Raw genomic sequence first — 26499 nt, 5'->3', positions numbered from 1 at the left:
GCAGCGCCCGGGTGGCGCGCCCCTCCATGGTGCAACGGGCCTGCAACCCGCCACTGACCAGGGGCGGACTCAGTGGGCACTCCGCGGGCGGTCGGCTCAGCTCAGCACGATCGACACGTCGATGTTGTCGCGGGTCGCGTTGGAGTACGGGCAGACCTCGTGCGCCGCGCTCACGAATCCTGCCGCCAGTTCCTGGTCGAGGAGCGGGAGCGAGACGCTGAGGGCGACGGCGAGGCCGTAGCCCTTCGAGTCGTTCGGGCCGATGCCCACCTTCGCGCTGACGGTGGAGCCGGTCAGGTCGTACCCGGCCCGCCGCCCGACAAGCACCAGGGCGTTGTGGAAGCACGAGCTGTACCCGGCGGCGAAGAGCTGTTCCGGGTTGGTGCCCCGGCCGTCGCCGCCGAGCGCGGGCGGCATGGCGACCTTCAGGTCGAGTTGCCCGTCCTGGCTGGTGACAAAGCCCTCGCGACCGCCGTGGGCGGTTGCCTCCGCCACGTAAATGATCTTCTTCGGGCGGCCGGCCGAGGTGGAGTCGGTCATGATGCGACCTCACAGAGAAAACAGAAAAGGCGTGTGCGCAATAACATCGTGCACAAGCTATCTCAGGCCGAGGCAGGTGGGTTACCTGGGGGTAGGAACAGGCCCGTCCGGGGAACGGCCCGGACGCGCGCAGCCAGCCGGTGCAGGTCACCACGCAGCCGCGCTACCTCCGAGGGCGCCATCCCGGACGTCGCCAGCAGGGTCTGCGGCACGGCCCGGGCACGCAGCCGCAGCGCCCGGCCCTCCTCGGTCGGCGTGACCAGCACCGACCGCTCGTCGTGCGGGGCGCGGACGCGCTGCACGAGTCCGGCCGCCTCCAACCGCTTCAGCAGTGGCGAGACCGTCCCGTAGTCGAGCCGCAGCGCCGCCGCCAGCTCCTTTACGGGCAGCTCGCCGCGCTCCCAGAGGACGAGCATGGTCAGGTACTGCGGGTAGGTCAGGCCGAGTTCGTCGAGCATCGGCCGATACGCGGCCGTGACCGCGTGCGAGGCCGCGTACACGGCGAAGCACAACTGGTCGTCCAGGAGCAGCGACGCGACTTCCCTGTCCTCGTTCACGCGTCCATTGTCACGGAGCGCGGATCGAATCCGAACGGCAGCTCCAGGCGGTGTGCCCGCATCAGTTCGTCGTCGCAGAGCAGCTCCTGCGTGCGACCGTCGGCCACGATGACCCCCTCGCTGAGCACCACGGCGCGCGGGCACAGCTCCAGGGCGTACGGCAGGTCGTGCGTGACCATCAGCACGGTGACGTCCAACGACCGCAGGATGTCCGCCAGTTCCCGCCGGGAGGCCGGGTCGAGATTGGACGAGGGCTCGTCCAGCACCAGGATCTCGGGCTCCATCGCCAGAACGGTCGCCACGGCGACCCGGCGGCGCTGCCCGAACGACAGGTGGTGCGGGGGCCGTTCGGCGTACTCGGCCATGCCGACCTGCTCCAGCGCCGCGGTGACCCGGGCCTGGAGCTCCGCACCGCGCAGCCCGGAGGCCGCCGGCCCGAACGCCACGTCCTCCCGGACCGTCGGCATGAACAGCTGGTCGTCCGGATCCTGGAAGACGATGCCGACGCGGCGCCGGATCTCCGCGAGGTTCCGCTTCTCGACCGGAAGCCCGGCCACCTTCACGGAGCCCACGCCGGCGTCGAGGATGCCGTTGAGGTGCAGGACGAGGGTCGTCTTGCCGGCGCCGTTGGGGCCGAGCAGGGCGACCCGTTCGCCGCGGGCGACGGTCAGGTCGACGCCGAACAGGGCCTGATGGCCGTCAGGATAGGCGTACGCCAGCCCGGAGACCTCCAGGGAGGCGGGGCCGTTCACGAGCTCGGTCACGGGGACGTCCGCACGTCCGGTCACAGGCTCGGTCACAGGATCGGTCACAGGGTCCATCCCATCAGGCACACGGCGAGGGCCGCCGCCGGGAGGGCGGCCGCGTAGGCCCACTGCGCCCGCGAGGCCGTCACCGCGTCGATCACGGGCATGGAGCCCGCGTACCCGCGGCTGATCATTGCCAGGTGCACCCGTTCACCGCGCTCGTACGACCGGATGAAGAGGGCCCCCGCCGTCTTGGCGAGCACACCCCACTGGCGTACGCCGCGCGCCTCGAAGCCTCGTGAGCGCCGGGCGATCGACATCCGGCGCATCTCGTCGCTGATCACATCGCCGTACCGAATCATGAAGGAGGCGATCTGGACGAGCAGCGGCGGAAGCTTCAGGCGTTGCAGCCCCAGCAGCAGCGAGCGCAGTTCGGTCGTCGAGGCCAGGAGGACCGAGGCGGCGACGCCGAGCGTCCCCTTGGCGAGGATGTTCCAGGCGCCCCAGAGGCCGGAAACGCTCAGCGACATGCCGAGCACGTCCACGCGCTCGCCCTCCGCCACGAACGGCATCAGTACGGCGAAGGCGACGAAGGGGATCTCGATCAGCAGCCGCTTCAGCAGGAAGCCGGCCGGGATGCGGGCCAGCGCCGCGACCCCCGCGAGCAGGACCGCGTACAGACCGAAGGCCCACACCGCCTCGCGCGGGGTGGACACGACGACCAGGACGAAGCAGAAGACGGCCGCGAGCTTGCAGTGCGGAGGCATCTCATGCACCGGCGAGTGGCCGTGCCGGTAGAGCTTGTGTGCGTGGCCCGCGCCCATGTCAGACCGTTTCCTCCACGCGGTCTGCCCACGCCGGCTCCTCGGTACGGCGGCGGCGAGCGGCCCAGAAGACTCCGCTGCCCGTGACGACGGTCACCCCGACGCCGATGACGCCGGCCAGTCCACCGGAGAGCCGGGGGTCGTCGACGTCGTTGACGCCGTAGTCGGCGAGCGGGGAGCCGGCGGCGTCGTGCTCCTCGACGTTCCTGTCGATGCCGTGGTCTGCGGCGACCTTTTCCAGGCCGTCGGGGCTGGCAGAGGCGTAGAAACTGACGAATCCGGCGAGCACCAGGGCGCCGGCCAGGCCCACGCCCCACACCGCGCGGGTGGAGCGGGCGGCGACGGGCGCGGGCGCCGCGGCGGGCGCGTCCACCAGTTCCCCGCCGACTCGCAGCTTGAGCGGCGCGGCCAGGCCTCGGGCACCGTGTACCAGGTCAGGCCGTACGGCGATGACCGCCCCGACCGTGGCCGCGGTGATCACCGCTTCGCCGATGCCGATCAGGACGTGGACGCCGACCATGGCGGTCAGCACCTTGCCGATCGGTACGTCCGCCGTGCCGCCGACCGCGTAGAGCAGGGTGAACGCGGCCGCCGAGGCCGGCACCGAGACCAGCGCGGCGACGAAGGCGGAGGCGGTCACCGAGCGGCGGCCGCCTGGCAGGACCTTGACCAGGCCACGGAACAGGGCGTACGAGACGACGACCGTCACCACACCCATGATCACGATGTTGACGCCGAGGGCGGTGAGCCCGCCGTCGGCGAAGAGGATGCCCTGCATCAGCAGAACCACGGACACGCAGAGCACCCCGCTATAGGGGCCGACGAGTATCGCGGCGAGCGCGCCGCCCAGCAGATGGCCGCTGGTACCCGCCGCGACCGGGAAGTTCAGCATCTGCACGGCGAAGATGAAGGCGGCGACCAGCCCTGCGAGCGGCGCGGTCCTGTCATCCAGCTCGCGTCGGGCGCCGCGCAGGGTGACGGCGACGGCACCGGCCGCGACGACTCCGGCGGCCACCGAGACGGGAGCGTTGATGAATCCGTCAGGGACATGCATAGGTGGGCTCCGCTTCCTGCGGTCCTGATGAGCTGCTTAACCGTTTGATGATAGTGCCCACTTGCAAACCCATCGCAAGAGCGACCTCTTCACAAGTAGAAGCCGTCCTCGCATTCGGTCGAGCATTTCCTGTGAAATATGCGACATTAGAGGACGAACGTCGCGAGTGTGAGGAGCCGGCCGATGTCAACCGCCGTTGAAGACCCTGCCCGCGCCCGAATCATCACCGACGCCCCGTTCTACAGAGCGGTCGCCGTCGCCCTGCGTTTCGACCCGGACGAGCCTCAGAGCGTGCGCATCGTCTTCCCCGCCGGGCTCTCCCCCGATGGCACCGAAAACGAGTGGCGGCTCACCCGCAACCTCCTGGAGACAGGGCTGCGCTCCCCCGCCGGCACCGGGGACGTACGGATCTGGCCGTGCGGCCGGGTCCAGGTGGTGGTCGAGTTCCACTCGCCCGAAGGCGTGGCGGTGGTGCAGTTCGACAGCTCGGCACTCCGCCGCTTCCTGCGCCACACGTACGCGGTGGCGGCGCCGGTGAGCCGGCGTCCCAGCGGCACCCACGCCAGGGGATGACGGCGGGCACGCAGATGCGGCCCGGCCACACTCCCTGAAGGGGGTGCGGCCGGGCCGCTGAACGGAGCGGGACCGAACCGTGCCGGTACTCGGGCGCAGGCTCGGGCGTCGCCCCGTCGGCGCACTCAGGCGGCGCTCTCAGCCGGGCGCACTCAGACCCGCACCAGCCGGCGCTCTTCGTCCGGGTCCTCAGGAGCGTCGGCCGGCTGCTTGTGCAGCTGCTCCCCCTCCACATCCACGTTGGGCAGCGCCCGGTCCAGCCACCGAGGCAGCCACCACGCCTTTTTGCCCAGCAGCGCGAGTACCGCCGGCACGACGGCCATCCGTACGACGAAGGCGTCGAAGAAGACGGCGATCGCGAGACCGAAGCCGATCATCTTGATCATCTGCTCGCTGGATCCGATGAAGCCGGAGAAGACCGCGATCATGATGACCGCCGCGGCCGTGACGACACGGGCCCCGTGCTTGAAGCCGGTGACGATGGCCTGCCCCGGCCGCTCGCCGTGGACGTACGCCTCACGCATCCGCGTGACCAGGAAGACCTCGTAGTCCATGGCCAGGCCGAACACGACACCCACCATGAAGATCGGCATCATGCTCATGATCGGACCGGTCTGCTCGACCCCGAACAGCGAGCCGAGCCAGCCCCACTGGAAGACCGCGACGACCGCGCCGAGGGCGGCGACCACCGAGAGCAGGAAGCCGAGGGCCGCCTTGAGCGGGACCAGAACCGACCGGAAGACCAGCATCAGGAGCACGAAGGCGAGACCGACGACGAGTGCGAGGTAGGGCAGGAGCGCGTCGTTCATCTTCTGCGAGAAGTCGATGTTCATCGCGGTGGCACCGGTGACCAGCACCTCCGCCCCCGTGTCGCCCTTGAGCTCGGTGCCCGAGTCACGGATCGCGTGGACCAGGTCCTCGGTGCCGGCCGAGCTGGGCCGGTCCTTGGGAATGATGGTGATCGTCGCGGTGTCGCCGGCCTTGTTGAAGGTGGCCGGGGTGACGGCCGCGACCTGGTCGAGGTCCTCGACCGTGCTGACGACCCGGTCGACCGCTCCCTTGGCGTCGTCGCTGCCGGTGGCGTCGACCACCGTCAGCAGCGGACCGTTGAAGCCGGGGCCGAAGCCGTCGGACAGCAGGTCGTACGCCTTGCGCTGGGTGGTGGAGACCGGCTGCGAGCCGTCGTCCGGCAGACCCATCTCCAGGGAAGCCGCGGGTATGGCGATGACGCCGAGTCCGACCACACCGGTCAGCAGTACGGCCACCGGCCGGCGCAGGACGAAGCGCGCCCAGCGGGTGCCCATGTTGGGCTTCTCCTCGCGCGCGACGTCCGCGGGCACGGCGGCCTCGGCGGCCCGCTTGCGGGCCTTGCGGCCGAATACCCGCTTGCCCGCGAAACCGAGCAGCGCCGGGATGAGGGTGAGCGCGATGAGGACGGCGATCACGACCGTGCCGGCCGCGGCGACGCCCATCTTGGTCAGCATCGGGATGTTGACGACGGCCAGGCCCACCAGGGCGATCACGACCGTGAGTCCGGCGAAGACGACCGCGGACCCCGCGGTTCCGACGGCTCGCCCGGCCGCTTCCTCACGCTCGCGGCCCTCGGCCAGCTCGGCCCGGTATCGGGAGACGATGAAGAGCGCGTAGTCGATACCGACCGCGAGGCCGATCATCGTCGCGAGCGTCGCCGTGGTGGAGCCCAGGTCCAGGACATTGGCCAGGGCCGCGATGGTGGAGACACCGATGCCGACGCCGATGATCGCGGTCAGCAGCGGCAGCCCGGCGGCCACCAGGGAACCGAAGGTGATCACGAGCACGATCGCGGCGACGACGACACCGATGATCTCGCCCGCCCCGGTCTCGGGCACGGCCTGCAGCGCGTCACCACCGATCTCGACCGTGAGACCGGCGTCCTGCGCCTCCTTGCCGGCGTCCCTGAGCGCCTCACGGGTCTCCTCGGCCAGCTCCATCCCGCTGACCTTGTACGAGACCTGCGTGTACGCGATCGAGCCGTCCTTGCTGACTGCCTTGCCGGCGTACGGGTCGACGACCGACGCCACCTCGTCCGAGCCTGCCTTGAGGTCGGCGACGACCTTCTGGACCTCGGCCTTGTGAGCAGGGTCGGTCATCTTCTGGCCGTCCGGGGCCTTGAAGACGACGCGTGCGGTCGCGCCGTCGGCGCTGGCACCTGGGAAGCGCTGTTCCAGCAGGTCGAAGGCCTTCTGGGCCTCCGTGCCGGGTATCGAGAAGGAGCTGGAGGCGGCAGTCGAGGCGGAGGCGGCGCCGACGCCGGCGAGCGCCAGCAGAGCCACCCACACGAGGGCGACGAAGCGGCGGCGCCGGAAGGCGAACCGCCCGAGTTTGTAGAGGAACGTGGCCACGAGGGCTACTCCCGGTCAGGTCGTTGGTCGGAAATGGGCGTCAGAACTCAGCCCGACGACGAGAGCGGTGCGTCAGACAGGGCTAGGGGAGGTGGTGCGGGGAGGGGTCAGACGCCGAGGGCGGGGAGGACCACGGAGTCGAGGAAGTCGGAGAGGAAGGCGCGGTCGGCCGGCCTGGCCTCGATCAGCTGACGGGCGATGAACGCGCCGACGAGCATGTGCGGGACGTATTTCAGCGCGGGATTGTCCGCGGCGAGCTCGCCACGCGCCACCGCGCGTTGCAGCAGTGCGTCGAGGCCGGTGATCTCGGGCTCGATCAGCAGGTCGCGCAGCGCCTGGTGGAGGTCCGGGTTCTCGTGGACGGCATGGGCCAGACCCCGCAACAGCGCGGAGTCCTTCTCGATCTGTTGGTCGTCGGTACGCGCCACCATTTCGTGGAAGTCGCCGCGCAGGGTCCCGGTGTCGATGTCCGCGATGCTCACAGGCTTGTGGTGGCGCAGCGCCCGGGCGACCAGCTGCGGCTTGCTCCCCCACTGGCGGTAGAGGGTGGCCTTGCTGGAGCGGGTGCGGGTGGCGACGGCGTCCATGGTCAGGGCGTCGTAGCCGACGTCGCGCAGCAGGTCCAGCACGGCTTCGTACAGCTCCGCCTCGCGCTCCGGCGTGATCCGGCTGCGACGCGACACCGCGCACTTGGCCATTCCCGACCTCCCCTGCGACTTTCCGATTGCCCGATTGCCCGCTCGGATGGCGAGGCGCTGTCCGTACGAAACGGTTTCGTACGCTTAACTTACCCCCCATGCCTAGCGAAACGAAACCGTTTCGCTAGTGGTCTGCGTCACGGCCCGGCAACTGGTCCGGGCGTACGAGTTGCCGCGCCCCCCTGACCCGGAAAGCATTGGGGGGTGAGTGACGACGTCGCGTATCTCCGCTTCCCGCATCTCCACGACGACTTGCTGTGCTTCGCCGCCGAGGACGACCTCTGGGTCGCTCCCCTCGTACGGGCCGGGCAGGCCCCCGGCCGCGCCTGGCGGGTCACCGTCGACCGGACCAGAGTCAGCCACCCCCGGTTCTCCCCCGACGGCCGCCACATCGCGTACACGACCTGGCGCAGCCTCGACCCCGAGATCCATCTCGCGCCCGTCGAAGGCGGCTCTTCCCGGCGGCTCACCTACTGGGGTTCCACCGACACCCGGGTCTGCGGCTGGGATCCCGACGGCCACATCCTCGCCGTCTCCTCGCACGGCCAGCCCTTCTCCTATTTCTCCTGGGCCTACAAAGTGGCCACCGACGGCTCTCCCGGCCGACGGCTGCCCTGGGGACCGGTGGCCGACATCCAGGTCGCGGACATCGAGGGTGAGCACCTGACCCTGCTGCTCACCGGAAAGCCCCCGCACGAGCCCGCCTCGTGGAAGCGCTACCGGGGCGGGGCGACCGGCCGCCTGTGGCTGCACGGCAAGCGGCTGCTGGACGACCTCGGGGGCCATCTGGACTGCCCGATGTTCGTGTCCGGCCGGATCGCGTTCCTGTCCGACCACGAAGGCATCGGCAACATCTACTCCTGCCTTCCCGACGGCACGGACCTGCGACGGCACACGGACCACGACGAGTTCTACGCCCGGCACGCCTCGAGCGACGGCCGCCGAATCGTCTACCAGTGCGCGGGCGACCTCTGGATGGTCGAGGACCTGGCCCCCGACGCGGTGCCGCGCAAGCTCGACGTACGGCTCGGCGGCCCGCGGGCCGGCCGGCGCAGGTACCAGGTGCCCGCCTCCAGCCACGTCAACTCCCTCTCCGTGGACGCCACCGGCCGGGCGAGCGCGGTGTGCGTCCGGGGCAGCCTGTACTGGCTCACCCACCGCGACGGCCCGGCCCGCGCCATCGCCGACACGCCGGGCGTACGGGTCCGGCTGCCGGAGATGCTCGGCAGCGGCGGCCAGGTCGCGTACATCACCGACGCGGAGGGTGAGGACGCGGTCGAGATCGCGTACCTGCCGCGCGCGAGCGGGGAGCGTGAGCCGCGCCGGCTCGCCTCCGGGGAACTCGGCCGCGTACACGAGCTGCTCTCCGACCCCGAGGGACAGCGGCTCGCGATCGCGTCGAACGACGGCCGGCTGCTGCTGATCGACGCCACCGAGGAGTCCAACGGGGAGGTCACCGAGCTGATCCGGGCCGGCAACGGGCCGGTCCGCGACCTTTCCTTCTCCCCCGACGGCGCCTGGCTGACCTGGTCCCATCCCGGCATCGGCCGCTCGCTGCGGCAGATCAAGGTGGCGAGGATCAAGGACCGCGCCATCGTCGACGTGACCAACGGCCGCTTCGAGGACGAGAATCCGGTCTTCACCAGCGACGGCCGTTATCTCGCCTTTCTCTCGTGGCGCGGGTTCGACCCGGTGTACGACGTCCACACGGGCGACCTCTCCTTCCCGCTGGGCTGCCGCCCCTACCTCGTACCGCTGTCGTCCGCGACGCCCTCGCCCTTCGCACTGTCGCCGGACGGCCGCCCGGCCGCGGGCGGCCTCGACCCGGCGGAGGGCGAACCGGGAACGGGCGACGGCACGGTGCTGGTCGAGGTCGAAGGGCTCGCGGACCGGGTCACGCCGTTCCCCGTCGCCGCCTCCAAGTACTCCGCACTCCACGCGGTCGCCGGCGGCGGGCTGGTCTGGCTGCGCTGGCCGATCTCGGGCGCGCTCGGCGAGACGTTCGCCAACCCGGCCGACACCTCGGGCCGTCCCACGCTCGAACATTTCGACATCACCAAGGCCCGGAAGACCGAACTGGTCAATCACCTCGACTGGTTCGCGGTCAGTGGCGACGGGACCCGGCTCGTCGTGGTGGACGAAGGCGACCTGCGGGCAGTCCCGGCGACGGAGTCCGGCGACAGCGACTCGACGGTCTACCTGGACCTCCGCCGGATCCTGCACGAGGTCGACCCGGCGGCCGAGTGCCGGCAGGCGTACAACGAGGCGGGCCGCATCATCCGCGCGTACTTCTGGGAGCCGCACATGTGCGGCATCGACTGGGACGGCGTGCTCAACCAGTACCGCCCGCTCGTCGAACGCGTGGCCTCCCCCGACGAGTTCGCCGACCTCCTGCGCGAGGTGGTGGGTGAACTGGGCACCTCGCACGCGTACGTCTCACCCGCCCGCCGCAACGAGGGCCCACCGCACTACCAGCGCGCGATGGGCCTCCTCGGCGCCAACCTGGTGTGCCGCGACGGCGCCTGGGTGGTCCAGCGGATCCTGCCGGGCGAGTCCTCCGACTCCAAGGCCCGTTCCCCGCTGGCCGGTACGGGCATCCGCGACGGCGCGGTCCTCACGCATGTGGACGGCCGCCCGGTCGACCCGGTGGCCGGCCCCTATCCACTGCTGGCGATGGCCGGCGGCACGACCGTGGAGCTGACCTTCCAGCCTGCGGAGGGCGAGGGGCGGGCGCGGCGGGTCGCGATCGTGCCGTTGATCGACGAGCGCCCGCTCCGCTACCAGGACTGGGTGACCAAACGCCGTGAGGTCGTACGCGAAGTGAGCGGCGGCAAGTGCGGTTACCTGCACATCCCCGACATGGGCGGCTCCGGCTGGGCCCAGTTCAACCGGGACCTGCGGAGGGAGGTCTCGCGGCCGGCGCTGCTCGTGGACGTGCGCGGAAACGCGGGCGGCCACATCAGCGAGCTGGTGGTGGAGAAACTGTCCCGCAAGATCCTCGGCTGGGACCTCACCCGCAATGCGCAACCCGTCAGTTACGCCTCCAACGCACCGCGGGGCCCGGTGGTCGCCCTGGCCGACGAAGCGACGTCCTCCGACGGCGACATGATCACGGCAGCATTCCGGCTGCTGGGCCTCGGCCCGGTGGTCGGCCTGCGTACCTGGGGCGGTGTGGTGGGCATGACCGGCCGGCACCAGCTCGGCGACGGCACGGTCATCACCGTCCCGATGAACGCGGCCTGGTTCGAGACGTACGGCTGGTCGATCGAGAACCACGGCGTGGAGCCGGACATCGAGGTCGAGCGGACGCCCCTCGACTGGGCGGAGGGCCGCCACGCCCAGCTGGACGACGCGGTCCAGCTGGCCTTGGACCTGCTGGCCCGGAACCCGGCCGCGGCCCCGCCGGACTACAGCGACGTGCCGGACCTACGCCGCCCCAAGCTCCCCCCGCGCAAAACCGGTTGAGATTGACGCCCGGTTGAGGCCCACGGCCAGGAACGCCGAGGGCGCACCCGGCGTTCCGGGTGCGCCCAGGTGCGCGTGGCGGCCGCAGGTCAGACGTCGTAGTCCTCGTCGAACTTCCGACGCGCCTCGTCGGCCCGCCGCTCCTCGTCCATCCGCTCACGGTCCGGGTCCTGCGACTGGCGTTGCGACGACTCGTCCTTTGCCTTGCGCGCCTTCCGCTTGGCCTGGTCCGAGAGCTCCTGCGCCTTGTCCTTGAACTGGTCCGATATGCCCATGAAAGTTCACTCCTAGTGGGGTGTGAGGGGTTGGGCCTCGACCAGACTGACACGGGCCGACATTCCACGCATTTTGATCAGTCACCACCAGCTACCTCCGGGTGACGCCCCCGGTGCGTTCCTTCTCGTCCGCGGCCCCACCCGCCCCGACAAGTCCCTTGCCCACACCGGCGAGACGCGGTCCGAACCGCTTCATCTCCCGCCGGCCGGCAGTGGCGATGACGCCCGGCAGGCAGCCCCGCACCGACTGCATCCCGCGCAGCCACCACTGCGCGTACACATGGGCCGACCGCCGCTCGATCCCGGCGACGATACGGTCAACCGCGGGGCCGAGAGGGTACGTACGGTTCGACGGCCAGGGCAGGCGCTGCCGCAGCTCGCGCATCACGTCGTCCTGGTCGGCGCCCCGGACCATGTCCGTGTCGGTCCACGACAGATAGCCGACGCCGACCCTGACACCCTGGTGGCCGACCTCGGCACGCAAGCTGTGCGCGAAGGCCTCCACTCCCGACTTGGACGCGCAGTACGCGGTCATCATCGGCGCGGGGGTGATGGCGGCCAGCGAGGCGATCTGCAGGAAGTAGCCCCGGCTCTGGATGAGTACGGGCAGGAACGCCCGTGCCGTGACAGCTCCGCCGATCAGATTGACCTCGATGACGCGCCGCCAGGCATCGGGATCGGAGTCCACGAAGGGACCTCCGGCGGCGACTCCGGCGTTCGCCACGACGATGTCGACCTTCCCGAAGCGCTGCTGGACCTCGCGCGCCACCCGCGCCATCGCCTCGTGGTCCGTGACATCCGCGTACCAGTGATCGCTGTCGGTGTGCAGCCGCTCGGACACCTCCTTCAGCGCCTCTGGCTCCAGGCCCACCAGCGCCACCTTCGCGCCGCGCGCGGAGAGCTTGCGGGCCAGCAGCTCTCCCACACCTCTGGCCGCGCCGGTGACAACGGCGACCTGGCCCTCCAGACTCCTGCGTGCGCTCACAGCGTCTCCTCCTCTGCGGACACCGGTACGGCCACGGCCGCGGATCGGGGTTCGGGTACCAGCACGTAGTGCGAGACGAGTTCACTGATGCGGCCGGTGACCGCGTCCGGCGCCTCGACCGGGGTCATGTGCCCCACCCCTTCGAGTTCGGTGAGGCCGACGCACTCGGGGAGGGCGGCCGCGAGCGCGCGGGAGTGAACGATCGGGGTGAGCCGGTCGGCGGTGCCGCCGATCACAGCGGTGGGCACCCCCATCTCCCGTACGCCGGCCTCCAGATCCAGTTCACCGAGGACGTGCGACCAGCCGTGCCGCACCACGCGCGGGCAGGCGTGCACGATCCGCGCGCACGCCTCCACCTTTTCGGGGGACGCGCCGGCGCCCATGGTCCCGTACTTCAGGATCCGCTTGGCCAGAGGTGTGACGGGCCCGAGCGGGGCGCGCGAGCCCAGGACAGCGCGGGTGAGGCGGGTCCGTACGCGCCCGGCGCGCAGGGGCAGGAGAAGCGACTCGGCGACCAGCCGCGAGCTACCGGTGCTGCACAGCAGTACGGCGGCCGCGTGCTCCCGGAACTTCGCCCGCCCGGAGCTCGCCATCAGCGTCATCCCGCCCATGGAGTGCCCGACGAGCAGGGCCTTCTCCAGCGGCTCCAGGGCGGCGGCGAGCACAGCCTCCAGGTCGTCCGCGAGCGCGTGCGTGCTGTAGCCCCCGGCCGACGTCGGCGCGGGGCTGCGGCCGTGGCCGCGCTGGTCGTAGACGATCACCCGGTGGCTCTCGGCCAGCCCTCGGATCTGCGCTGCCCAGAACGCGGTGGAGCAGGTCCAGCCGTGCGCGAGCACGATGGCCGGGGCGCCCGCTGGACCGTGGACCTCCACGTGCAGCCGGGACCCGTCCGCGGATATGGCGGTGAGTTCGCGTTCGGCGACCAGCGGGACGTACGGCCCGTCGACAGCGCCGGCGCCACCGCTGCTCCCCGGGGAACGTCCGGCGGACCTCCCGGATGTCAGCCGGCTCATGCGGACACCTCCTTGGCCTCGGAAGCCCCGGACACCTCGGCGACCTCGGCGACCGAAACAACCTTCGCCGTGTCGCGCAGCCTCAGGACCTCGTACTCGGCGAGGTCGACCTCGCGGGTCGCGCGCCGGAACTCGCCCGTCGTACCGGGCCAGATGGTGGTGTTGCGGCCGTTCGCGTCCAAATACCAGCTGGTGCAGCCGCCCGTGTTCCACACGGTCCGCTTCATCCGCTCCTGCACCCGGCGGTTCCACGCCTGCACGGCGGACGGCCTGGCCGCGAGTGCGGCCTTCCCGCCCAACGTGCCCAGCTGGCGCAGATAGTCGGCCATGTAGTTGAGCTGCGACTCGATCATCAGGATCATCGAGCTGTTGCCCAGCCCGGTGTTCGGGCCGATGATCGTCATCCAGTTGGGGAAGCCGGCCGCGGTCGCACCGCGCAGCGCCTCCATCCCGTCCTTCCACTCCTCGGCCAGCGTGGTGCCGTTGGCGCCGACCACTCGGTCTGCGATCGGCATGTCGGTGACGTGGAAGCCGGTGCCGAAAATGATCACGTCGGCCTCGGTCTCCGTACCGTCGGCCGCGACGAGCGTCGATCCGCGCACCTCGGTCAGTCCGGAGGCGACGACGTCCACATTGGGCTTGGCGAGCGCCGGGTAGTACTCGCTCGACAGCAGGATGCGCTTGCAGCCGATCCGGTACGAGGGGGTCAGCGTGGCCCGAAGCGCGGGGTCCTTGATGGACCGGGCGATGTTGGACTTGGCGAGCGACTCGATGAGGCCCAGCCGGTTCGGGTGCTTGGTGAACGCGCTGACCTGCAGCTCCCTGATCCCCCAGAGCAGGCCGCGGCGCGCGGTCCCGGTGAACGGCAACTGCCGGTGCAGCCAGCGCTCGGCGCCCGTGATGGCACGGTCCATGCGCGGCAGCACCCACGGCGGCGTGCGCTGGAAGAGGGTCAGCCGGCCGGCCTCGGGCTGGATCGCCGGCATGATCTGGATGGCCGAGGCACCGGTCCCGATCATCGCGACGCGCTTGCCCCTGAGGTCGTGGTCGTGGTCCCAGCGGGCGGAGTGGAAGACCTTGCCGGGGAAGTTCTCGAGTCCCGGGATCTCGGGGACCTTGGGGTCGGAGAGCGGCCCGGTCGCGGACACGACGACTTCGGCGGTCAGCCGGCCGTTCGCGGTCTCGATCTCCCAGTGGAGCGCGTCGCCGTCCCAGCGCATCCTCCGCACCTCGGCGTTCAGCCGGATGTGCGGGCGTAGCCCGAAGGTGTCGGCGACCTGCTCCAGGTACGCGCGGATGTGCGTCTGGCCGGAGAAGGTACGGGGCCAGTCGGGGTTGGGGGCGAACGAGAACGAGTACAGATGCGAGGGCACGTCGCAGGCACAGCCCGGATAGCTGTTGTCCCGCCAGGTGCCGCCGACGGCGTCCGCCCGCTCCAGGACCACGAAGTCGGTGATCCCTTCGCGGCGCAGCCGGACCGCGGCGCCGAGGCCGCCGAACCCGGATCCGATCACCGCCACTCGTACATGTTCGTGCTCGGCCATGCCGCCTCCCGCCATCCTGCGACTCTGCCAGCAACCACTGGCACGGTTCGGAGAGTAGAGCAGCACCGTACTCATGGGTAGGGGTCGGGCGCAGGAAAGTTACCGACGGTACGGGACTCGCCGCGCCCCGGCCCCCACGGCATAGGCTGCCGCTGTGGCAGAAGCACAGGAGACCGACAAAGGCACCGTACGCGAGTACCGCATGGACGAACTGGCCAAGGAGGCCGGTATCACAGTGCGCACTCTGCGCTTCTACCGCGAGCGCAAGCTGATCCCGCCACCCCGCCGCGAGGGCCGCATCGCCTGGTACGACGAACACCACCTGGCCCGGCTCCGGACCATCGCCGCCCTCCTCGAACGCGGCCACACCCTTGGCGGCATCGCCGACCTCATCACCGCGTTCGAGCACGGCCGCGACGTCGGCGAACTCCTCGGCCTCGGCGGCCTCGGCCGGCTCGGTCCCGACGAACTCCCGCAGTGGACCGAGGAGACACCGGTCCGTCTCACACCGGAAGACCTCGCCGACTACTTCGAGGGCGAGGTCACGGCGGAGAACCTGGCCGCCGCGCTGGACCTCGGCTACCTGGCCACCGACGGAGACCAGATCGTCCACATCAGCCGCCGGCTGCTGGACGTCTCCGCCGCCCTGGTCCGCGAAGGAGTCCCGCTCGCCGCCGTACTCACGGCGGGGCGGCAGGTGCGGGAGCACGCCGACGCGATGGCCGGCCTCTTCACCTCACTCGTCGGAACGCATATGGCCAAGGGGCCGGACGACCTCGGCGGTGCTCTGGAGCGGCTGCGCCCGCTCGCCAAGAGCGTGGTCGAGGCGGAGCTGTCGATGGCCATGGACCGCGTGCTCACGCGCCCGCCGCAGGGGGCCGACGAAGGACCAGGCGACAGCTGTCCGCGCGACGGTGGACAGCCTGCGTGACCGGGGCCTCGTCGTCGAGGAGCGGCAACGGGCGCCCGGTCGGTCTCAGAGATCGAAGACTGCCGTCACCGGGGCATGATCCGACCACCGTTCGCCATGGCTCGCGGCCCGTTCGACGTACGCCTTCAGGGCGCGCTCCGCCAGTCCCGGCGTCGCCACCTGGTAGTCGATGCGCCAGCCCGCGTCGTTGTCGAAGGCACGCCCGCGGTACGACCACCACGAGTACGGCCCCTCCTGCTCCGGGTGCAGCTCCCGCACCACGTCCACGTACGCCGCTTCCCCGAACACCCGGGTCAGCCACGCGCGCTCCTCGGGCAGGAAGCCGGAGTTCTTCCGGTTGGCCTTCCAGTTCTTCAGGTCCGCCTCCTGGTGGGCGATGTTCCAGTCGCCGCACACCAGGACCTCGCGCCCGCCGGCCGCCGCCCGCTCCTTCAGTTCCTTGAGGTACGGCAGGAACTCGCCCATGAAGCGGACCTTCTCGTCCTGCCGCTCCGTGCCGGCCTCTCCGGACGGGAGGTACAGGCTGGCGACCGTGACGCCGGGCAGGTCCGCCTCGACGTACCGGCCGCTGCCGTCGAACTCACCGCTGCCGAAGCCGACCTGCACCCGCTCCGGTGCCCGCCGCGTGTAGAGCGAGACGCCCGCCCGGCCCTTGGCGCCGGCCGGGGCGTGCACGGCGTGCCAGCCCTCGGGCCGCCTGACCTCCTCCGGAAGCTGTTGCGGCTCTGCCCGCACCTCCTGGAGGCAGATCACATCGGCGGCGGTCCCGGCCAGCCACGGCACGAAGCCCTTTTTGGCGGCGGCGCGCAGCCCGTTTACATTCACAGAGGTCACGGTGAGCATTGCGGCACGATACCGAGCCGGATCTTCACCCACCCAATTCGCTGCATAGAAGTACGATACTGCACATGATTATACGACCCACCGCTTACGACCACCCCGACGCGGTCAAGCTCAACGACCAGGTCCAGCTGGAGTACGCCGAGCGCTACGAGGACGAGGGCGACGTCACCCCGCTCGACGCCGCCATGTTCCGGGCGCCGAACGGCCTCTACCTGCTCGCGTACGACGACCGGGGCCGGCCGGTGGCGACGGGCGGCTGGCGCGCCCAGGAGCGGAACGACGAGGGGTACTCGGACGGCGACGCCGAGCTCAAGCGCATGTACGTCGTCCCCGAGGCGCGTGGTCTGGGTTTGGCCCGCCGCATCCTGGCGGCCCTGGAGGACAGCGCACGTACGGCGGGCCGGGCCCGGATGGTCCTGGAGACCGGCACGAAGCAGCCGGAGGCGATCGCCCTCTACACCTCCAGCGGGTACCTGTCGTGCACGAAGTTCGGCCACTACCGCGAGTACGAGAACAGCCGCTGCTTCGCCAAGCCGCTCGATCCGGTCGGTCCGCTCGAGCCATGAGCCGGGCGGGTCCCGTCGGCCCGCTCAGCCCGTGAGCCAGACGGCCCGGTCCGTCCCCCACAGGCTGGGCGGCCGGCTCCAGTCACAGGGAGCCCCGTCGAAGCCGAGCGGCGGCAGAGCGTGGCGCAGCGGCCCGTAGGGCGAATCCGTCTCGCCCAGCCACTTCTCCGCCTCGTACACGCCGTCGCCCGCCGGGACGCCCCGGATACCGTGCATCAGCCAGGCGGCCGTCCCCGCGAGAGAGAGCCGCACATGCCTGCCCCGCCCGTCCCTCTGACGCTCGGTCAGTGACCGCAGTACCGCGGCGGCCAGCAGGTAACCGGTGCCGTGGTCCAGCGCCTGCGCGGGCAGCGCTCCGGGGCGCCCGTCCGGCCGGGCCTCGATCGCCGCGATTCCACACCCGGCCTGTACGAGACTGTCGAAACCCCGGCGGCCGGCCCACGGCCCCGACCAGCCCCACGCGCACAACTGCGCCACGACCAGGCCGGGCCGCCGCTCGAGCAGGGCGCCCGGAGCCAGGCCGTGACGGTCCAGCGCGCCGGGCCGATACCCGGTGATCACCACGTCGGCCGCCCCGAGCAACTCGTCGAAGACCCGCCGGTCCGCCGCCTGCGCCAGGTCGAGCCCGGCCGACCGCTTCCCGAACCCGGTGTCGGCGTGGGCGTCTGCCGCCTCCGGCAACTGCGGCGCGTCGATCCGCAGTACGTCCGCGCCCAGCAGGCCGAGGGTGCGCGTCGCGACCGGCCCCGCGATGACCCGAGTCAGGTCCAGTACCCGCACCCCTTCCGCGGGCAGCACACCTGCCGGGAGCGCCGGACTCCCGCTCTCCGGCCCGGCCGGCCGGACCTCGACGAGCGGATGTCCCCCGTCGTGGCCGGCGTGCCCCGGCTCCGCCACGGCCACCGCTAGACCCCCGGCCGCGTACGCCCGCTCCTGGACGTCCACGGCGGACAGTCCCGCCACCGCGTCGGCCGCCTGCCCGCCGTCCCGGATGCCCAGGGCGTCCAGCAACCTCACCTGGTGATGCGGGTAGTTGGCGTGCGTCCGTACCCACCCGTCGGCCGCCCGCCAGAAGCCGGAGAGCGGCGCGAACGTCGTCGGCGTCCTGCCGTCGATCCGCAGATGCCGCTCACTGACGAACGCGGTGGCCACGGCGCCCTCGTCCACCCGCACGGCTGACACCGGTCTCCCGGTACGCGCGGAGGACAGCTCGGCAGCGGCGAGCGAACACGCCCCGACCGTGGCCCTCGCCAGCTGTCGCACCGGCAGCCGAGAAGCGAGCACGTGCCCGGCTCCGAGGTACGTCACCAGCCCGGCCATCCCGGCCGGCCCCTCGAGCGCTGCCCATGCCTGCGCCGTCGTCTCGTCGATTCCGTCTGTCATACGGTCATTGTGGTAGTCCGAGTCGTCGTGGTCCGGGTCGCGTCACGGATCGCGCGGCAACGGTGAACAGCACGGGAGTTGGAGGCGTGCGCCGCCTCATACCGGCCCCGGCAGGGGCTGCTCCGCCCAGATGGTCTTCCCGCGTCGCGTGTAGCGGCTGCCCCAGCGCTGGGTGAGCTGCGCGATCAGGAAGAGGCCGCGCCCGCCTTCCTCGGTGGTGCGGGCACGCCGCATCCTGGGCTGGGTGCTGCTCGGGTCGGAGACCTCGCAGACCAGTGTGCCTGCCCGGATCAGCCGGAGCTCCACAGGTCCGCCCGCGTAGCGGATGGCGTTGGTGACCAGCTCGCTCGCCACCAGCTCGGTGGTGAAGGCCAGTTCGTCCAGACCCCAGCTGGACAGCTGCCCCACCACCAGCTCACGCGCGCTCGCCACGACCGCCGGGTCCGCGTCCAGTACCCAGGTCACGCTGTCGTCGGGCGGAACGACACGGGTACGGGCGAGCAGCAGCGTGACGTCGTCCGGGAGCCGGGTCGGCGCCAGTCCCGTCACGACCTCCCGGCCGACGTCCCGGAGTGGGCGGCGCAGGGCGTCGGCTCTCATCAGCCGCTCCCGAAGTGCCTGCATCCCTTCGTCGACATCGCCTGCCCCCCGCTCGACGAGCCCGTCGGTGAAGAGCGCGAACACACTGCCCTGCTCGACCTCGATCTCGACGGGCTCGAAGGGCAGTCCGCCGACCCCCAGCGGCGGTCCGGGACTGACGTCCACATATTCGACGGTCCCGTCCGGAGTCATCAGGGCCGGCGGCGGATGCCCCGCGCTGGCCATCACGCAGTGCCGCGTCACCGGGTCGTAGGTCATGTACAGGCAGGTGGCGCCGAAGGCGTGGTACCCGCCCGGTGTGGGGGAACCCTGGGCGCCGGGCTCGTTGCCGCCGGCTTCCACCGTGAGCTGGGAGACGAGGTCGTCGAGATGGGCAAGCAGCTCGTCCGGCTCGAGATCGAGATCGGCCAGCGTACGCACGGCCGTGCGCAGCCGGCCCATCGTCGCCGTCGCGTGCAGCCCGTGGCCGACCACGTCACCGACCACGAGGGCAACCCGCGCGGACGACAACGCGATGACGTCGAACCAGTCCCCGCTCACCCCCGTGGCCGCATCGGTGGGCAGATAGACGCTGGCCGCCTGCACGGCCACCGTTTCGGTCTCGGCCGGAGGCAGGAGGCTGCGCTGCAGACTCACACTCGCCCGGCGCTCACGGGAGTAGCGACGAGCGTTGTCCACCACCAGAGCCGCACGGGAGGCAATCTCCCCCAGCAGGTCCAGATCGTCCCTGTCGAACGGCAGAACGCTGGTGCGCCGCACGGTGACCCGCCCCAGGAGCATGCCCCTGGCACGCAGCAGTACGGCCATGCTCGAACGGATCCGCTGGTTCTCGCCCGGCCTGCCGTCGGCCCACACGTGACCCCGCAGCGATCCTCCGGTGTCCAGCTCGACCACGTCCTCAGGTCCGGCCTCTCCGGCGTCCGGTCCCGCCGCGGCCGCGCGGCGCAGGAGGTGAAGCCGATGATTCTCGGGGCGAGGCTCCGCGAAACGGAATACGCCCTCGGCGAGGTCGACGACTGCGGTGTCGGCGAGGTCGGGCACGAGTACATTCGCCAGATCCCGGGTGGTTTCCGCAACGGACAGGGTGTTCCCGAGCACAGCGGTGGCACGGTGCAGAAGATCAAGGCGCCGGCGCGCCCGGCGCTGCTCGGTGACATCGGTGAAGAGGCCGGTGACCCCCATCACCCGGCCGTCCGGCTCCTGAAGGCGGAACACGGACACCGCCATGATCCGCCCCGCTCCGGGGTCGGTCAGGGTGCGTACGAAGGCGTCCACGCCCACGAGCGGAACCCCGGACCGGAGGACCTCCAGCAGCTGGTCGTCGATCTGCCGGGCGTCCTCCGCCCACAGGAAGTCCGCCAGCCGGTGGCCCGCGAGATCGGCGGGCACCCCCGTGTACGGCAGAAGGTGCGTATTCGTGCGTACCAGCCTCAGTTCCCGGTCGAACACCGCAAGCCCTACACGGTCCTGGAGGAACAGCTCCTGGGTGAACGCGAAGTCCTGACGCCACTTCGACACCTGGGCGCGAGGCGCCCCCAGAACCAGCCACCGGGAGTCGCGCCCGCTCGGACGGGACGGGGGGTCCAGCGGAAGGACGCGAAAGGCCACGTCCAACTCCTTTGCGTCCTCCGTCCGCACGACGGCGCGGCCTTCCCATACGGGGCCGCTGCGCTGAGCCATCGCGTGCGGCCAGTGGTCGGGATCGGCCAGCAGGGAGCGGAGGGGCAGTCCGTGCAAGTCCTCGGCGCTGCGGCCCAGGAGCGCCTCGGCCGCAGGGGTGCAGCCCAGAACCGTTCCGACGCCGTCCACCACCAGCCCCGCCGCGTAACCGGCGTCGAGGAAATCCTCGCTGTTGCGAACCATGTGCATGCACACCTCGTTCGACGCGTCCGACCACTGGCCATTCTTCCCCGGGACCGCGAAGCGGGCTTGCTGGACGGGTGATCGGCGCTCGGGACGGGGAACGCGAGAAATCCCGCCCGATCTGAACGATCGGACGGGATCTCTGTGTGCGGTGGACCTGTGGGGATTTGAACCCCAGACCCCCTCGATGCGAACGAGGTGCGCTACCAGACTGCGCCACAGGCCCTTGCAACGAGTGAAACCTTAGCACCCCGGTCGGGGTGCTTGGAAATCCGTTCCGCGCAGGTCACGTCCTCACTCGTTGGCGGCTCTCGGCCGGTCCTCCTCCTCGTACTGGTCGAAGAGCGGGGTGCGGCCACGCTCGCGGCTGCGGCGCACCGAAGCGGAACCGGAGGTCGAGGGGGAGGGCATGCGCGGACCGGGCGCCGGGTCGGAAACCGGGGGCGCCGGCCGGTCCGCCGTCGGCTCGGCGGTGCTGGAGCGGGCCGAGCTCCAGGCGTCCGGGGCACCGAGGTCGACGCTGCCCGCCGCGCGCGGCGCCACCGGAGCAGTGACGTACGTCGGCAGGGGGACCGGGACCGGCTCCCAGCTCTCGCCCTGGACCGGGCCGCGCTCACGCTGCTGGTCGACCCACTCCGCGTGGTCGGTCTGCTCGACCAGGGCCCGGCGGCCGGCCTCCTGCGGCGAGACGACGGGGACCGGCACGGACTCCGTCCGCGCTTCCGGAACCTCGGCGTGTGCGCCCGGCGGCGCCTGCCTGCGGCGCGGCCGGGACTCGCGCAGCCGCTGGGCGGCCGCCTCGGCCCGGCGCCGGTCCATGGTGAAGACGAACCGCCGCCGCTCCTGGGCGCGCAGATGCATGATGTACGCGCTCAGCAGGGCGGCCGGTACACCGGGCGCCCAGAGGAAGCGGAGTCCCCCGACCGCCGCGACGACGGCGCCCAGCGAAAAGGCGAGGAAAAGCATCACGGTGGTGCGCCGGCGACGCGCGAGGACCTTCAGGCGCTTGGCGCGCCGGGCACGCTCGGCGGCGTCGCCCGAGGGGCGCGCGGGTCTGGCGGGCGCGGACGGCTCGGGCCGTTCCGTGTGCTCGACGTGTTCGGTGTGCTCTGTCCTTGTCGGGGGCACGGCGAAAGCCCGGACGTCGACGGAACCCGTAGGGTTCGTCACGGCGTCCGGGTCGGTGCGGGGTTCCGCCTCCTCGTCACTGCGCCCCTGCAGATCCTTGGCGTAACGGCGCTCCATGGCCGCCCGTCCCGACAACAGCCGGATGGCGGTGGAGAAGCGTTCCGTCGGACGGGCCTCGTTCAGCTCGTCCTGCCTCCGGAGCCACATCGGCACCAGGTAGGCGGCCCAGGCCCCGACAATGACTGCGTAGATGAGGCCGCTGCTGCTCACCCTCACACCGTAGAGGGGTACGAGCGAGGCCATCCGCCAATTGGCCCGGTGTGTCGCACGATCTGGCTGATATCACGGACTTTTTTTGTGATTGTTCGGATCAACTGGCCGCGTTAGTGAGCGCGTTTACGTTCGGATGGCGGCCAATTTCGAACACATATCTTATTTCTGCGATGTACCGGGTCGGACCTGGTGCCAGCGGCGCAGCAGCCCCTCGGGAACCTCTTCCGCCGTGAGGGCGAACACCAGGTGGTCTCGCCAGCCGCCGTCGATGTGGAGATAACGCGGGCGCAGACCCTCCTCGCGGAATCCGAGTTTCTCCACCACCCTGCGGCTGGGGCCGTTCTCGGGGCGAATGCAGACCTCGATGCGGTGCAGTCCGACCGTACGGAAACAGTGGTCGACGGCGAGGGCGACCGCCGTGGGCATCACCCCGCGGCCCGCCACCTCCCGGTCGACCCAGTAGCCGACATGGCCCCCGCACATCGAGCCCCAGGTGATCCCAGCCACCGTCAACTGCCCGACGAGACGGCCCTGGTACTCGATCACGAACGGCAGCATCCGGCCGGCGTTGGCCTCCGCACGCAGATGGCGGACCATCTGCCGGTACGTGGGCCGCTGGGCCACCGGGCCGGCCGGCGAAGGCGGCGGAATGGTCGCCTCCCAGGGACGCAGCCAGTCGCGGTTGCGCCGGTTGACCTCGCGCCAGGCCCGCTGGTCGCGCAGCTTTATCGGGCGGAGGACGACATCGCCGTCCGCCAGCACGACGGGCCAGGAGGGAGCGTTCAGCTGGGGCCCCCCGCGGGTCGGGGGTGGTCGCCGCCCCGCATCTGGTGGACGGCGTGGAGGAGGAGCCGGTCCAGGACCGCGAGTCCGTCGCGCACGCCGCCGGTCGAGCCGGGCAGGTTGACGATCAGGGTCCGTCCCGCGACACCGGCGAGCCCCCGCGAGAGGGCGGCGGTGGGGACCTTGGCCAGGCTCTCGGCACGGATCGCCTCCGGGATGCCGGGGATCTCGTAGTCGAGGAGACGACGGGTCACGTCGGGCGTCCGGTCGGTGGGCGAGATTCCCGTACCGCCGGTGGTGAGGATGACGTCGTACGCTGCGGCGATCCCGGCGCGCAGCGCCTGCTCGACCGGATCGCCGTCGGGCACCACCTGCGGGCCGTCGACCGCGAAGCCAAGGACGCGCAGGCCCTCGGCCAGGACCGGGCCGCCCTGGTCGGCGTAGACGCCGGCGGCGGCGCGGTTGGAGGCGGTGACGACCAGCGCCCGCCGCTGCTGCGCCACCGGTGCCTGGCCGGGTGCCTGCCCGGGGCCGGTGCTTGGGGTGGCCGCCTGGTCGGGCGGGGTGGGTGAGGACGCCGGTCCGTGGCTGTGGCTGTGCACCTCTCCGGCGCGTGGTGCCGCACTCATGACCGGCTCCAGTCGCCGGACTTGCCGCCCGTCTTCTCCTCGACCCGTACGTCCATGATGACCGCGCCCTTGTCGACCGCCTTCACCATGTCGATCACCGTGAGCGCCGCCACCGAGACGGCGGTCAGCGCCTCCATCTCCACACCCGTCCGGTCGGTGGTCTTCACCGTGGCGAGGATCTCGACCGCGTCGTCGACGACCGTGAGGTCGAGCTTGACGCCGGAGACGGCGAGCGGGTGGCAGAGCGGGATCAGGTCGGGGGTTCGCTTGGCGCCCATGATCCCGGCGATACGTGCGGTCGCCAGGGCGTCGCCCTTCGGCACACCCTCGCCGCGCAGCAGCTCGATCACCCGGGGAGAGACCAGCACGCGCCCACTGGCACTGGCGGTCCGCGTGGTGACGTCCTTCTCCGACACGTCGACCATTCGGGCCGCGCCCCCAGCGTCGATGTGCGTAAGCCTGTCTTGCTGAGGGGGGCCGGGGGTCTCCCCCCGGGAATTCGCAGTCACTGTGGCGCTCCCGGTCCGGGCCCATCAGGGCCTGTGTGGGCAGCCACGCTACCCCCACCTGGAGGGCTTCAGCCGAGCAGGACCACCTCGAGCTCGGCACCGGGCTCGGCGGAGGTCATTTCCTCGGGGACCACGATCAGCGAATCGGCGTGCGCCAGGGCCGCGATCAAGTGGGAACCCGAACCGCCCACAGGAGTGACGGTGGCCGCCTCGGGGTCGTAGGCACCGCGCAGAAACTGGCGACGGCCGGCCGGTGAGGACAGTGCCTTGTCGGCGCGGAGCACCGCCCGCACGCTCGGGCGCCGGACGTCCCGCAGGCCCATCAGCGCGCGGATGGCCGGCCGGACGAACAACTCGAACGAGACGTACGACGACACGGGGTTGCCCGGCAGCGCCATCAGAGGGGTGTGGTCCGGGCCGATGGAGCCGAAGCCCTGCGGCTTGCCCGGCTGCATGGCCAGCTTGCGGAAGTCGACCCCGCTGCCCGGCTCCTCCGCGTCGCCGGCGGAGGCCAGGGCTTCTTTCACTACGTCGTACGCGCCGACGCTTACGCCACCCGTGGTGACGATGAGGTCGGCCCGGATCAGCTGGTCCTCGATGGTCGCCCGCAGCGTCTCCGCGTCGTCGCCGACGGCGCCGACCCGGTACGCGATGGCGCCGGCGTCCCGGGCGGCCGCGGTGAGCGCGAAGCTGTTGGAGTCGTAGATCCGGCCCTCGGCCAGCTCCTCGCCGGGCTGGACCAGCTCACTCCCGGTCGACATGACGACCACCCGGGGCCGCGGCCGGACCCGGACCGTGCCACGCCCGATGGCGGCGAGCAGGGCGATCTGGGGCGGGCCCAGCACCGTGCCCGCCTCCAGCGCGAGGTCGCCCGCCCGGACGTCGCTGCCGCGGGCGCGGACGTGCGCCCGCGCCTCGGCCGCCCGGCGCACCCGGACCTCGCCGCTCGCGCCTTCGGGTGCGGCACTGGCCGCACGCATCGCGGTGGCCGCCCCCCCTCCCGTACCGCCGTCGGTCCACTCGACGGGGACGACGGCTTCGGCGCCGGGCGGCAGCGGAGCACCGGTCATGATGCGGGCGGCCTCGCCCGGTCCCACCGTCGGCAGTTCGCCACTGCCGGCCGCGACATCTCCGACGACCATGAGCACCGCGGGGAACTCCTCGCTCGCACCCGCGACATCCGCCGTCCGGACGGCGTACCCGTCCATCGAGCTGTTGTCGAAGGGCGGCAGGGCGACGGGCACGATGACGTCCTCGACGAGGACACAGCCCTGGGCGTCGAGGAGTTGCAGCTCGATGGGTTCGAGCGGACGGACAGCGCCGATGATGTCGTCCAGGTGCTCGTCCACCGACCAGAGCCGCTGCCTGCCGGTGTCCGATGGTGCGGTGCTGCTCAAGTGCTACATCTCCTCGGTGACGTAACGGCGAAGCCAGGTCCGGAACTCGGGTCCCAGGTCTTCACGTTCGCACGCCAGTCTGACAATGGCCCGCAAATAGTCCCCGCGGTCGCCGGTGTCATAGCGGCGCCCCTTGAAGACCACCCCGTGCACCGGGCCGCCCAGCTTCTCGTCGACGGCCAGCTTCTGCAGGGCGTCGGTGAGCTGGATCTCGCCACCCCGGCCGGGCTCGGTCTCACGGAGTATGGCGAAGACGGCCGGGTCGAGGACGTACCGGCCGATGATCGCGTAGTTGCTGGGCGCCTCGGCCGCCTCCGGCTTCTCGACCAGGCCGGTGATCTTGACGACGTCTCCGTACTGGGTGGGTTCGACGGCGGCGCAGCCGTACAGGTGGATCTGCGCCGGGTCGACCTCCATCAGCGCGATCACGCTGCCGCCGTGAACCTCCTGGATCTCCACCATCCGCGCCAGCAGAGGGTCGCGCGGGTCGATCAGGTCGTCGCCGAGGAGTACGGCGAAGGGCTGGTCGCCGACGTGCGGGGCGGCGCACAGAACGGCGTGGCCGAGGCCCCTGGGATCGCCCTGGCGGACGTAGTGCATCGTCGCCAGATCACTGGACTCCTGCACCTTGGCCAGTCGCTCGGCGTCCCCCTTGCGGGTCAGCGCCGACTCCAGTTCGTAGTTGCGGTCGAAGTGGTCCTCCAGCGGGCGCTTGTTGCGGCCCGTGATCATGAGGACGTCGGAGAGCCCGGCCGAGACCGCCTCCTCCACCACATACTGGATCGCCGGCTTGTCGACGACGGGCAGCATTTCCTTCGGAGTGGCTTTCGTGGCCGGAAGGAACCGTGTTCCGAGACCCGCAGCAGGGATGACAGCCTTGCTGATCTTGGGGTGCGACTGAGTCATGCGCAGCACCCTATCCGCTGCGTATGGGCGGAA

Annotated in this window: 24 protein-coding genes and 1 tRNA gene; 4 read left to right on the top strand and 21 right to left on the bottom strand. The window is 71.1% G+C overall.

Annotated features, from left to right (window positions below; translation table 11 throughout):
• Positions 1 to 96 precede the first annotated feature (96 nt).
• The 5 genes from AB0M62_RS01840 to AB0M62_RS01820 all read right to left on the bottom strand — a co-directional run bounded on the left by AB0M62_RS01840 (position 97) and on the right by AB0M62_RS01820 (position 3721).
• Positions 97 to 540, bottom strand: coding sequence for an organic hydroperoxide resistance protein (locus tag AB0M62_RS01840; protein ID WP_366072076.1), 444 nt, complete (start codon positions 538 to 540; stop codon positions 97 to 99).
• Positions 541 to 602: 62 nt separating this feature from the next.
• A complete protein-coding gene (locus AB0M62_RS01835; RefSeq protein WP_366072075.1) occupies positions 603 to 1097 on the bottom strand; it encodes a MarR family transcriptional regulator in 495 nt (164 codons plus the stop codon).
• The gene (locus AB0M62_RS01830; RefSeq protein ID WP_366072074.1) at positions 1094 to 1918 is read right to left on the bottom strand and encodes an ABC transporter ATP-binding protein; all 825 of its coding nucleotides are present in this window, start codon (positions 1916 to 1918) and stop codon (positions 1094 to 1096) included. Before AB0M62_RS01830 ends, AB0M62_RS01835 begins: the two co-directional genes overlap by 4 nt.
• Positions 1906 to 2667 carry a cobalt ECF transporter T component CbiQ gene (gene cbiQ, locus AB0M62_RS01825; RefSeq protein ID WP_366072073.1) on the bottom strand — a complete coding sequence of 254 codons (762 nt, stop codon included), beginning with the start codon at positions 2665 to 2667 and terminating at the stop codon, positions 1906 to 1908. The genes AB0M62_RS01830 and cbiQ overlap by 13 nt, the downstream gene beginning before the upstream one ends.
• 1 nt (position 2668) lies before the next feature.
• On the bottom strand, positions 2669 to 3721 hold the full coding sequence (locus tag AB0M62_RS01820; RefSeq protein ID WP_366072072.1) for an energy-coupling factor ABC transporter permease: 1053 nt from the start codon (positions 3719 to 3721) through the stop codon (positions 2669 to 2671).
• A 183-nt stretch (positions 3722 to 3904) separates the two neighbouring features.
• On the opposite strand from AB0M62_RS01820, the gene AB0M62_RS01815 reads away from it, so the two are divergent.
• Positions 3905 to 4294 (top strand): SsgA family sporulation/cell division regulator, encoded by a 390-nt coding sequence (locus tag AB0M62_RS01815; RefSeq protein WP_366072071.1) that lies wholly within the window; start codon positions 3905 to 3907, stop codon positions 4292 to 4294.
• A gap of 152 nt (positions 4295 to 4446) precedes the next feature.
• Here the strand turns inward: AB0M62_RS01815 and AB0M62_RS01810 are convergent, their stop codons facing one another.
• Both AB0M62_RS01810 and AB0M62_RS01805 read right to left on the bottom strand, forming a co-directional pair.
• The gene (locus tag AB0M62_RS01810; RefSeq protein ID WP_366072070.1) at positions 4447 to 6675 is read right to left on the bottom strand and encodes an MMPL family transporter; all 2229 of its coding nucleotides are present in this window, start codon (positions 6673 to 6675) and stop codon (positions 4447 to 4449) included.
• Between the two features lie 107 nt (positions 6676 to 6782).
• Positions 6783 to 7373: a TetR/AcrR family transcriptional regulator gene (locus tag AB0M62_RS01805; protein ID WP_366072069.1), complete on the bottom strand. Its 591-nt coding sequence runs from the start codon at positions 7371 to 7373 to the stop codon at positions 6783 to 6785.
• 204 nt (positions 7374 to 7577) lie between these two features.
• On the opposite strand from AB0M62_RS01805, the gene AB0M62_RS01800 reads away from it, so the two are divergent.
• The gene (locus AB0M62_RS01800; protein ID WP_366072068.1) at positions 7578 to 10838 is read left to right on the top strand and encodes a S41 family peptidase; all 3261 of its coding nucleotides are present in this window, start codon (positions 7578 to 7580) and stop codon (positions 10836 to 10838) included.
• Positions 10839 to 10927: 89 nt separating this feature from the next.
• Here AB0M62_RS01800 and AB0M62_RS01795 read toward each other — a convergent pair whose 3' ends face one another.
• The 4 genes from AB0M62_RS01795 to AB0M62_RS01780 form a co-directional block, all read right to left on the bottom strand.
• Positions 10928 to 11113: a hypothetical protein gene (locus AB0M62_RS01795; protein WP_366072067.1), complete on the bottom strand. Its 186-nt coding sequence runs from the start codon at positions 11111 to 11113 to the stop codon at positions 10928 to 10930.
• 91 nt (positions 11114 to 11204) lie between these two features.
• Positions 11205 to 12098: an SDR family oxidoreductase gene (locus AB0M62_RS01790; RefSeq protein WP_366072066.1), complete on the bottom strand. Its 894-nt coding sequence runs from the start codon at positions 12096 to 12098 to the stop codon at positions 11205 to 11207.
• Complete coding sequence (locus AB0M62_RS01785) at positions 12095 to 13111, bottom strand: alpha/beta hydrolase (RefSeq protein WP_366072065.1); 1017 nt, start codon at positions 13109 to 13111, stop codon at positions 12095 to 12097. The genes AB0M62_RS01790 and AB0M62_RS01785 overlap by 4 nt, the downstream gene beginning before the upstream one ends.
• Entirely contained in the window at positions 13108 to 14655 is a 1548-nt protein-coding gene (locus AB0M62_RS01780; protein ID WP_366072064.1) for an NAD(P)/FAD-dependent oxidoreductase, read from the bottom strand. The genes AB0M62_RS01785 and AB0M62_RS01780 overlap by 4 nt, the downstream gene beginning before the upstream one ends.
• 202 nt (positions 14656 to 14857) lie before the next feature.
• Between AB0M62_RS01780 and AB0M62_RS01775 the strand changes: the two genes are divergently transcribed.
• Positions 14858 to 15586: a MerR family transcriptional regulator gene (locus AB0M62_RS01775; protein ID WP_366072242.1), complete on the top strand. Its 729-nt coding sequence runs from the start codon at positions 14858 to 14860 to the stop codon at positions 15584 to 15586.
• Positions 15587 to 15631: 45 nt separating this feature from the next.
• Here AB0M62_RS01775 and AB0M62_RS01770 read toward each other — a convergent pair whose 3' ends face one another.
• A complete protein-coding gene (locus tag AB0M62_RS01770) occupies positions 15632 to 16429 on the bottom strand; it encodes an exodeoxyribonuclease III (RefSeq protein ID WP_366072063.1) in 798 nt (265 codons plus the stop codon).
• Between the two features lie 65 nt (positions 16430 to 16494).
• On the opposite strand from AB0M62_RS01770, the gene AB0M62_RS01765 reads away from it, so the two are divergent.
• Positions 16495 to 16995, top strand: coding sequence for a GNAT family N-acetyltransferase (locus tag AB0M62_RS01765; RefSeq protein WP_366072062.1), 501 nt, complete (start codon positions 16495 to 16497; stop codon positions 16993 to 16995).
• Positions 16996 to 17019: 24 nt separating this feature from the next.
• Here AB0M62_RS01765 and AB0M62_RS01760 read toward each other — a convergent pair whose 3' ends face one another.
• The 9 genes from AB0M62_RS01760 to galU all read right to left on the bottom strand — a co-directional run bounded on the left by AB0M62_RS01760 (position 17020) and on the right by galU (position 26466).
• The gene (locus AB0M62_RS01760) at positions 17020 to 18378 is read right to left on the bottom strand and encodes a CoA transferase (RefSeq protein WP_366072061.1); all 1359 of its coding nucleotides are present in this window, start codon (positions 18376 to 18378) and stop codon (positions 17020 to 17022) included.
• Between the two features lie 96 nt (positions 18379 to 18474).
• Positions 18475 to 20841, bottom strand: coding sequence for a SpoIIE family protein phosphatase (locus AB0M62_RS01755; protein WP_366072060.1), 2367 nt, complete (start codon positions 20839 to 20841; stop codon positions 18475 to 18477).
• A gap of 152 nt (positions 20842 to 20993) precedes the next feature.
• Positions 20994 to 21067: transfer RNA gene (locus AB0M62_RS01750), tRNA-Ala, on the bottom strand.
• Between the two features lie 68 nt (positions 21068 to 21135).
• Positions 21136 to 22239, bottom strand: a complete 1104-nt coding sequence (gene glpR, locus AB0M62_RS01745; protein ID WP_366072059.1) for a gephyrin-like molybdotransferase receptor GlpR — start codon at positions 22237 to 22239, stop codon at positions 21136 to 21138.
• A 162-nt stretch (positions 22240 to 22401) separates the two neighbouring features.
• Positions 22402 to 23028 (bottom strand): GNAT family protein, encoded by a 627-nt coding sequence (locus AB0M62_RS01740; RefSeq protein ID WP_366072241.1) that lies wholly within the window; start codon positions 23026 to 23028, stop codon positions 22402 to 22404.
• Positions 23025 to 23654, bottom strand: coding sequence for a MogA/MoaB family molybdenum cofactor biosynthesis protein (locus tag AB0M62_RS01735; RefSeq protein ID WP_366072058.1), 630 nt, complete (start codon positions 23652 to 23654; stop codon positions 23025 to 23027). Before AB0M62_RS01735 ends, AB0M62_RS01740 begins: the two co-directional genes overlap by 4 nt.
• The gene (gene moaC / locus AB0M62_RS01730; RefSeq protein ID WP_366072057.1) at positions 23651 to 24163 is read right to left on the bottom strand and encodes a cyclic pyranopterin monophosphate synthase MoaC; all 513 of its coding nucleotides are present in this window, start codon (positions 24161 to 24163) and stop codon (positions 23651 to 23653) included. The genes AB0M62_RS01735 and moaC overlap by 4 nt, the downstream gene beginning before the upstream one ends.
• A 68-nt stretch (positions 24164 to 24231) precedes the next feature.
• On the bottom strand, positions 24232 to 25560 hold the full coding sequence (gene glp / locus AB0M62_RS01725) for a gephyrin-like molybdotransferase Glp (RefSeq protein ID WP_366072056.1): 1329 nt from the start codon (positions 25558 to 25560) through the stop codon (positions 24232 to 24234).
• 3 nt (positions 25561 to 25563) lie between these two features.
• Positions 25564 to 26466, bottom strand: a complete 903-nt coding sequence (gene galU / locus AB0M62_RS01720) for a UTP--glucose-1-phosphate uridylyltransferase GalU (RefSeq protein WP_366072055.1) — start codon at positions 26464 to 26466, stop codon at positions 25564 to 25566.
• Positions 26467 to 26499 lie beyond the last annotated feature (33 nt).

It is taken from the genome of Streptomyces sp. NPDC051219 (assembly GCF_040682335.1).
Taxonomy (GTDB): domain Bacteria; phylum Actinomycetota; class Actinomycetes; order Streptomycetales; family Streptomycetaceae; genus Streptomyces.
Note: the sequence above shows the minus strand (reverse complement) of the source record. Positions and strands in the feature narration are given on the sequence as shown.

Coding starts and splice junctions, on each gene's coding strand:
- AB0M62_RS01765 (WP_366072062.1), top strand. CDS start 16,495: ATGATTATACGACCCACCGCTTACGACCACCCCGACGCGGTCAAGCTC.
- AB0M62_RS01735 (WP_366072058.1), bottom strand. CDS start 23,654: ATGAGTGCGGCACCACGCGCCGGAGAGGTGCACAGCCACAGCCACGGA.
- AB0M62_RS01760 (WP_366072061.1), bottom strand. CDS start 18,378: ATGACAGACGGAATCGACGAGACGACGGCGCAGGCATGGGCAGCGCTC.
- AB0M62_RS01820 (WP_366072072.1), bottom strand. CDS start 3,721: ATGCATGTCCCTGACGGATTCATCAACGCTCCCGTCTCGGTGGCCGCC.
- AB0M62_RS01770 (WP_366072063.1), bottom strand. CDS start 16,429: ATGCTCACCGTGACCTCTGTGAATGTAAACGGGCTGCGCGCCGCCGCC.
- AB0M62_RS01775 (WP_366072242.1), top strand. CDS start 14,858: ATGGACGAACTGGCCAAGGAGGCCGGTATCACAGTGCGCACTCTGCGC.
- AB0M62_RS01785 (WP_366072065.1), bottom strand. CDS start 13,111: ATGAGCCGGCTGACATCCGGGAGGTCCGCCGGACGTTCCCCGGGGAGC.
- AB0M62_RS01840 (WP_366072076.1), bottom strand. CDS start 540: ATGACCGACTCCACCTCGGCCGGCCGCCCGAAGAAGATCATTTACGTG.
- AB0M62_RS01805 (WP_366072069.1), bottom strand. CDS start 7,373: ATGGCCAAGTGCGCGGTGTCGCGTCGCAGCCGGATCACGCCGGAGCGC.
- AB0M62_RS01780 (WP_366072064.1), bottom strand. CDS start 14,655: ATGGCCGAGCACGAACATGTACGAGTGGCGGTGATCGGATCCGGGTTC.
- AB0M62_RS01795 (WP_366072067.1), bottom strand. CDS start 11,113: ATGGGCATATCGGACCAGTTCAAGGACAAGGCGCAGGAGCTCTCGGAC.
- cbiQ (WP_366072073.1), bottom strand. CDS start 2,667: ATGGGCGCGGGCCACGCACACAAGCTCTACCGGCACGGCCACTCGCCG.
- AB0M62_RS01815 (WP_366072071.1), top strand. CDS start 3,905: ATGTCAACCGCCGTTGAAGACCCTGCCCGCGCCCGAATCATCACCGAC.
- galU (WP_366072055.1), bottom strand. CDS start 26,466: ATGACTCAGTCGCACCCCAAGATCAGCAAGGCTGTCATCCCTGCTGCG.
- AB0M62_RS01755 (WP_366072060.1), bottom strand. CDS start 20,841: ATGGTTCGCAACAGCGAGGATTTCCTCGACGCCGGTTACGCGGCGGGG.
- AB0M62_RS01830 (WP_366072074.1), bottom strand. CDS start 1,918: ATGGACCCTGTGACCGATCCTGTGACCGAGCCTGTGACCGGACGTGCG.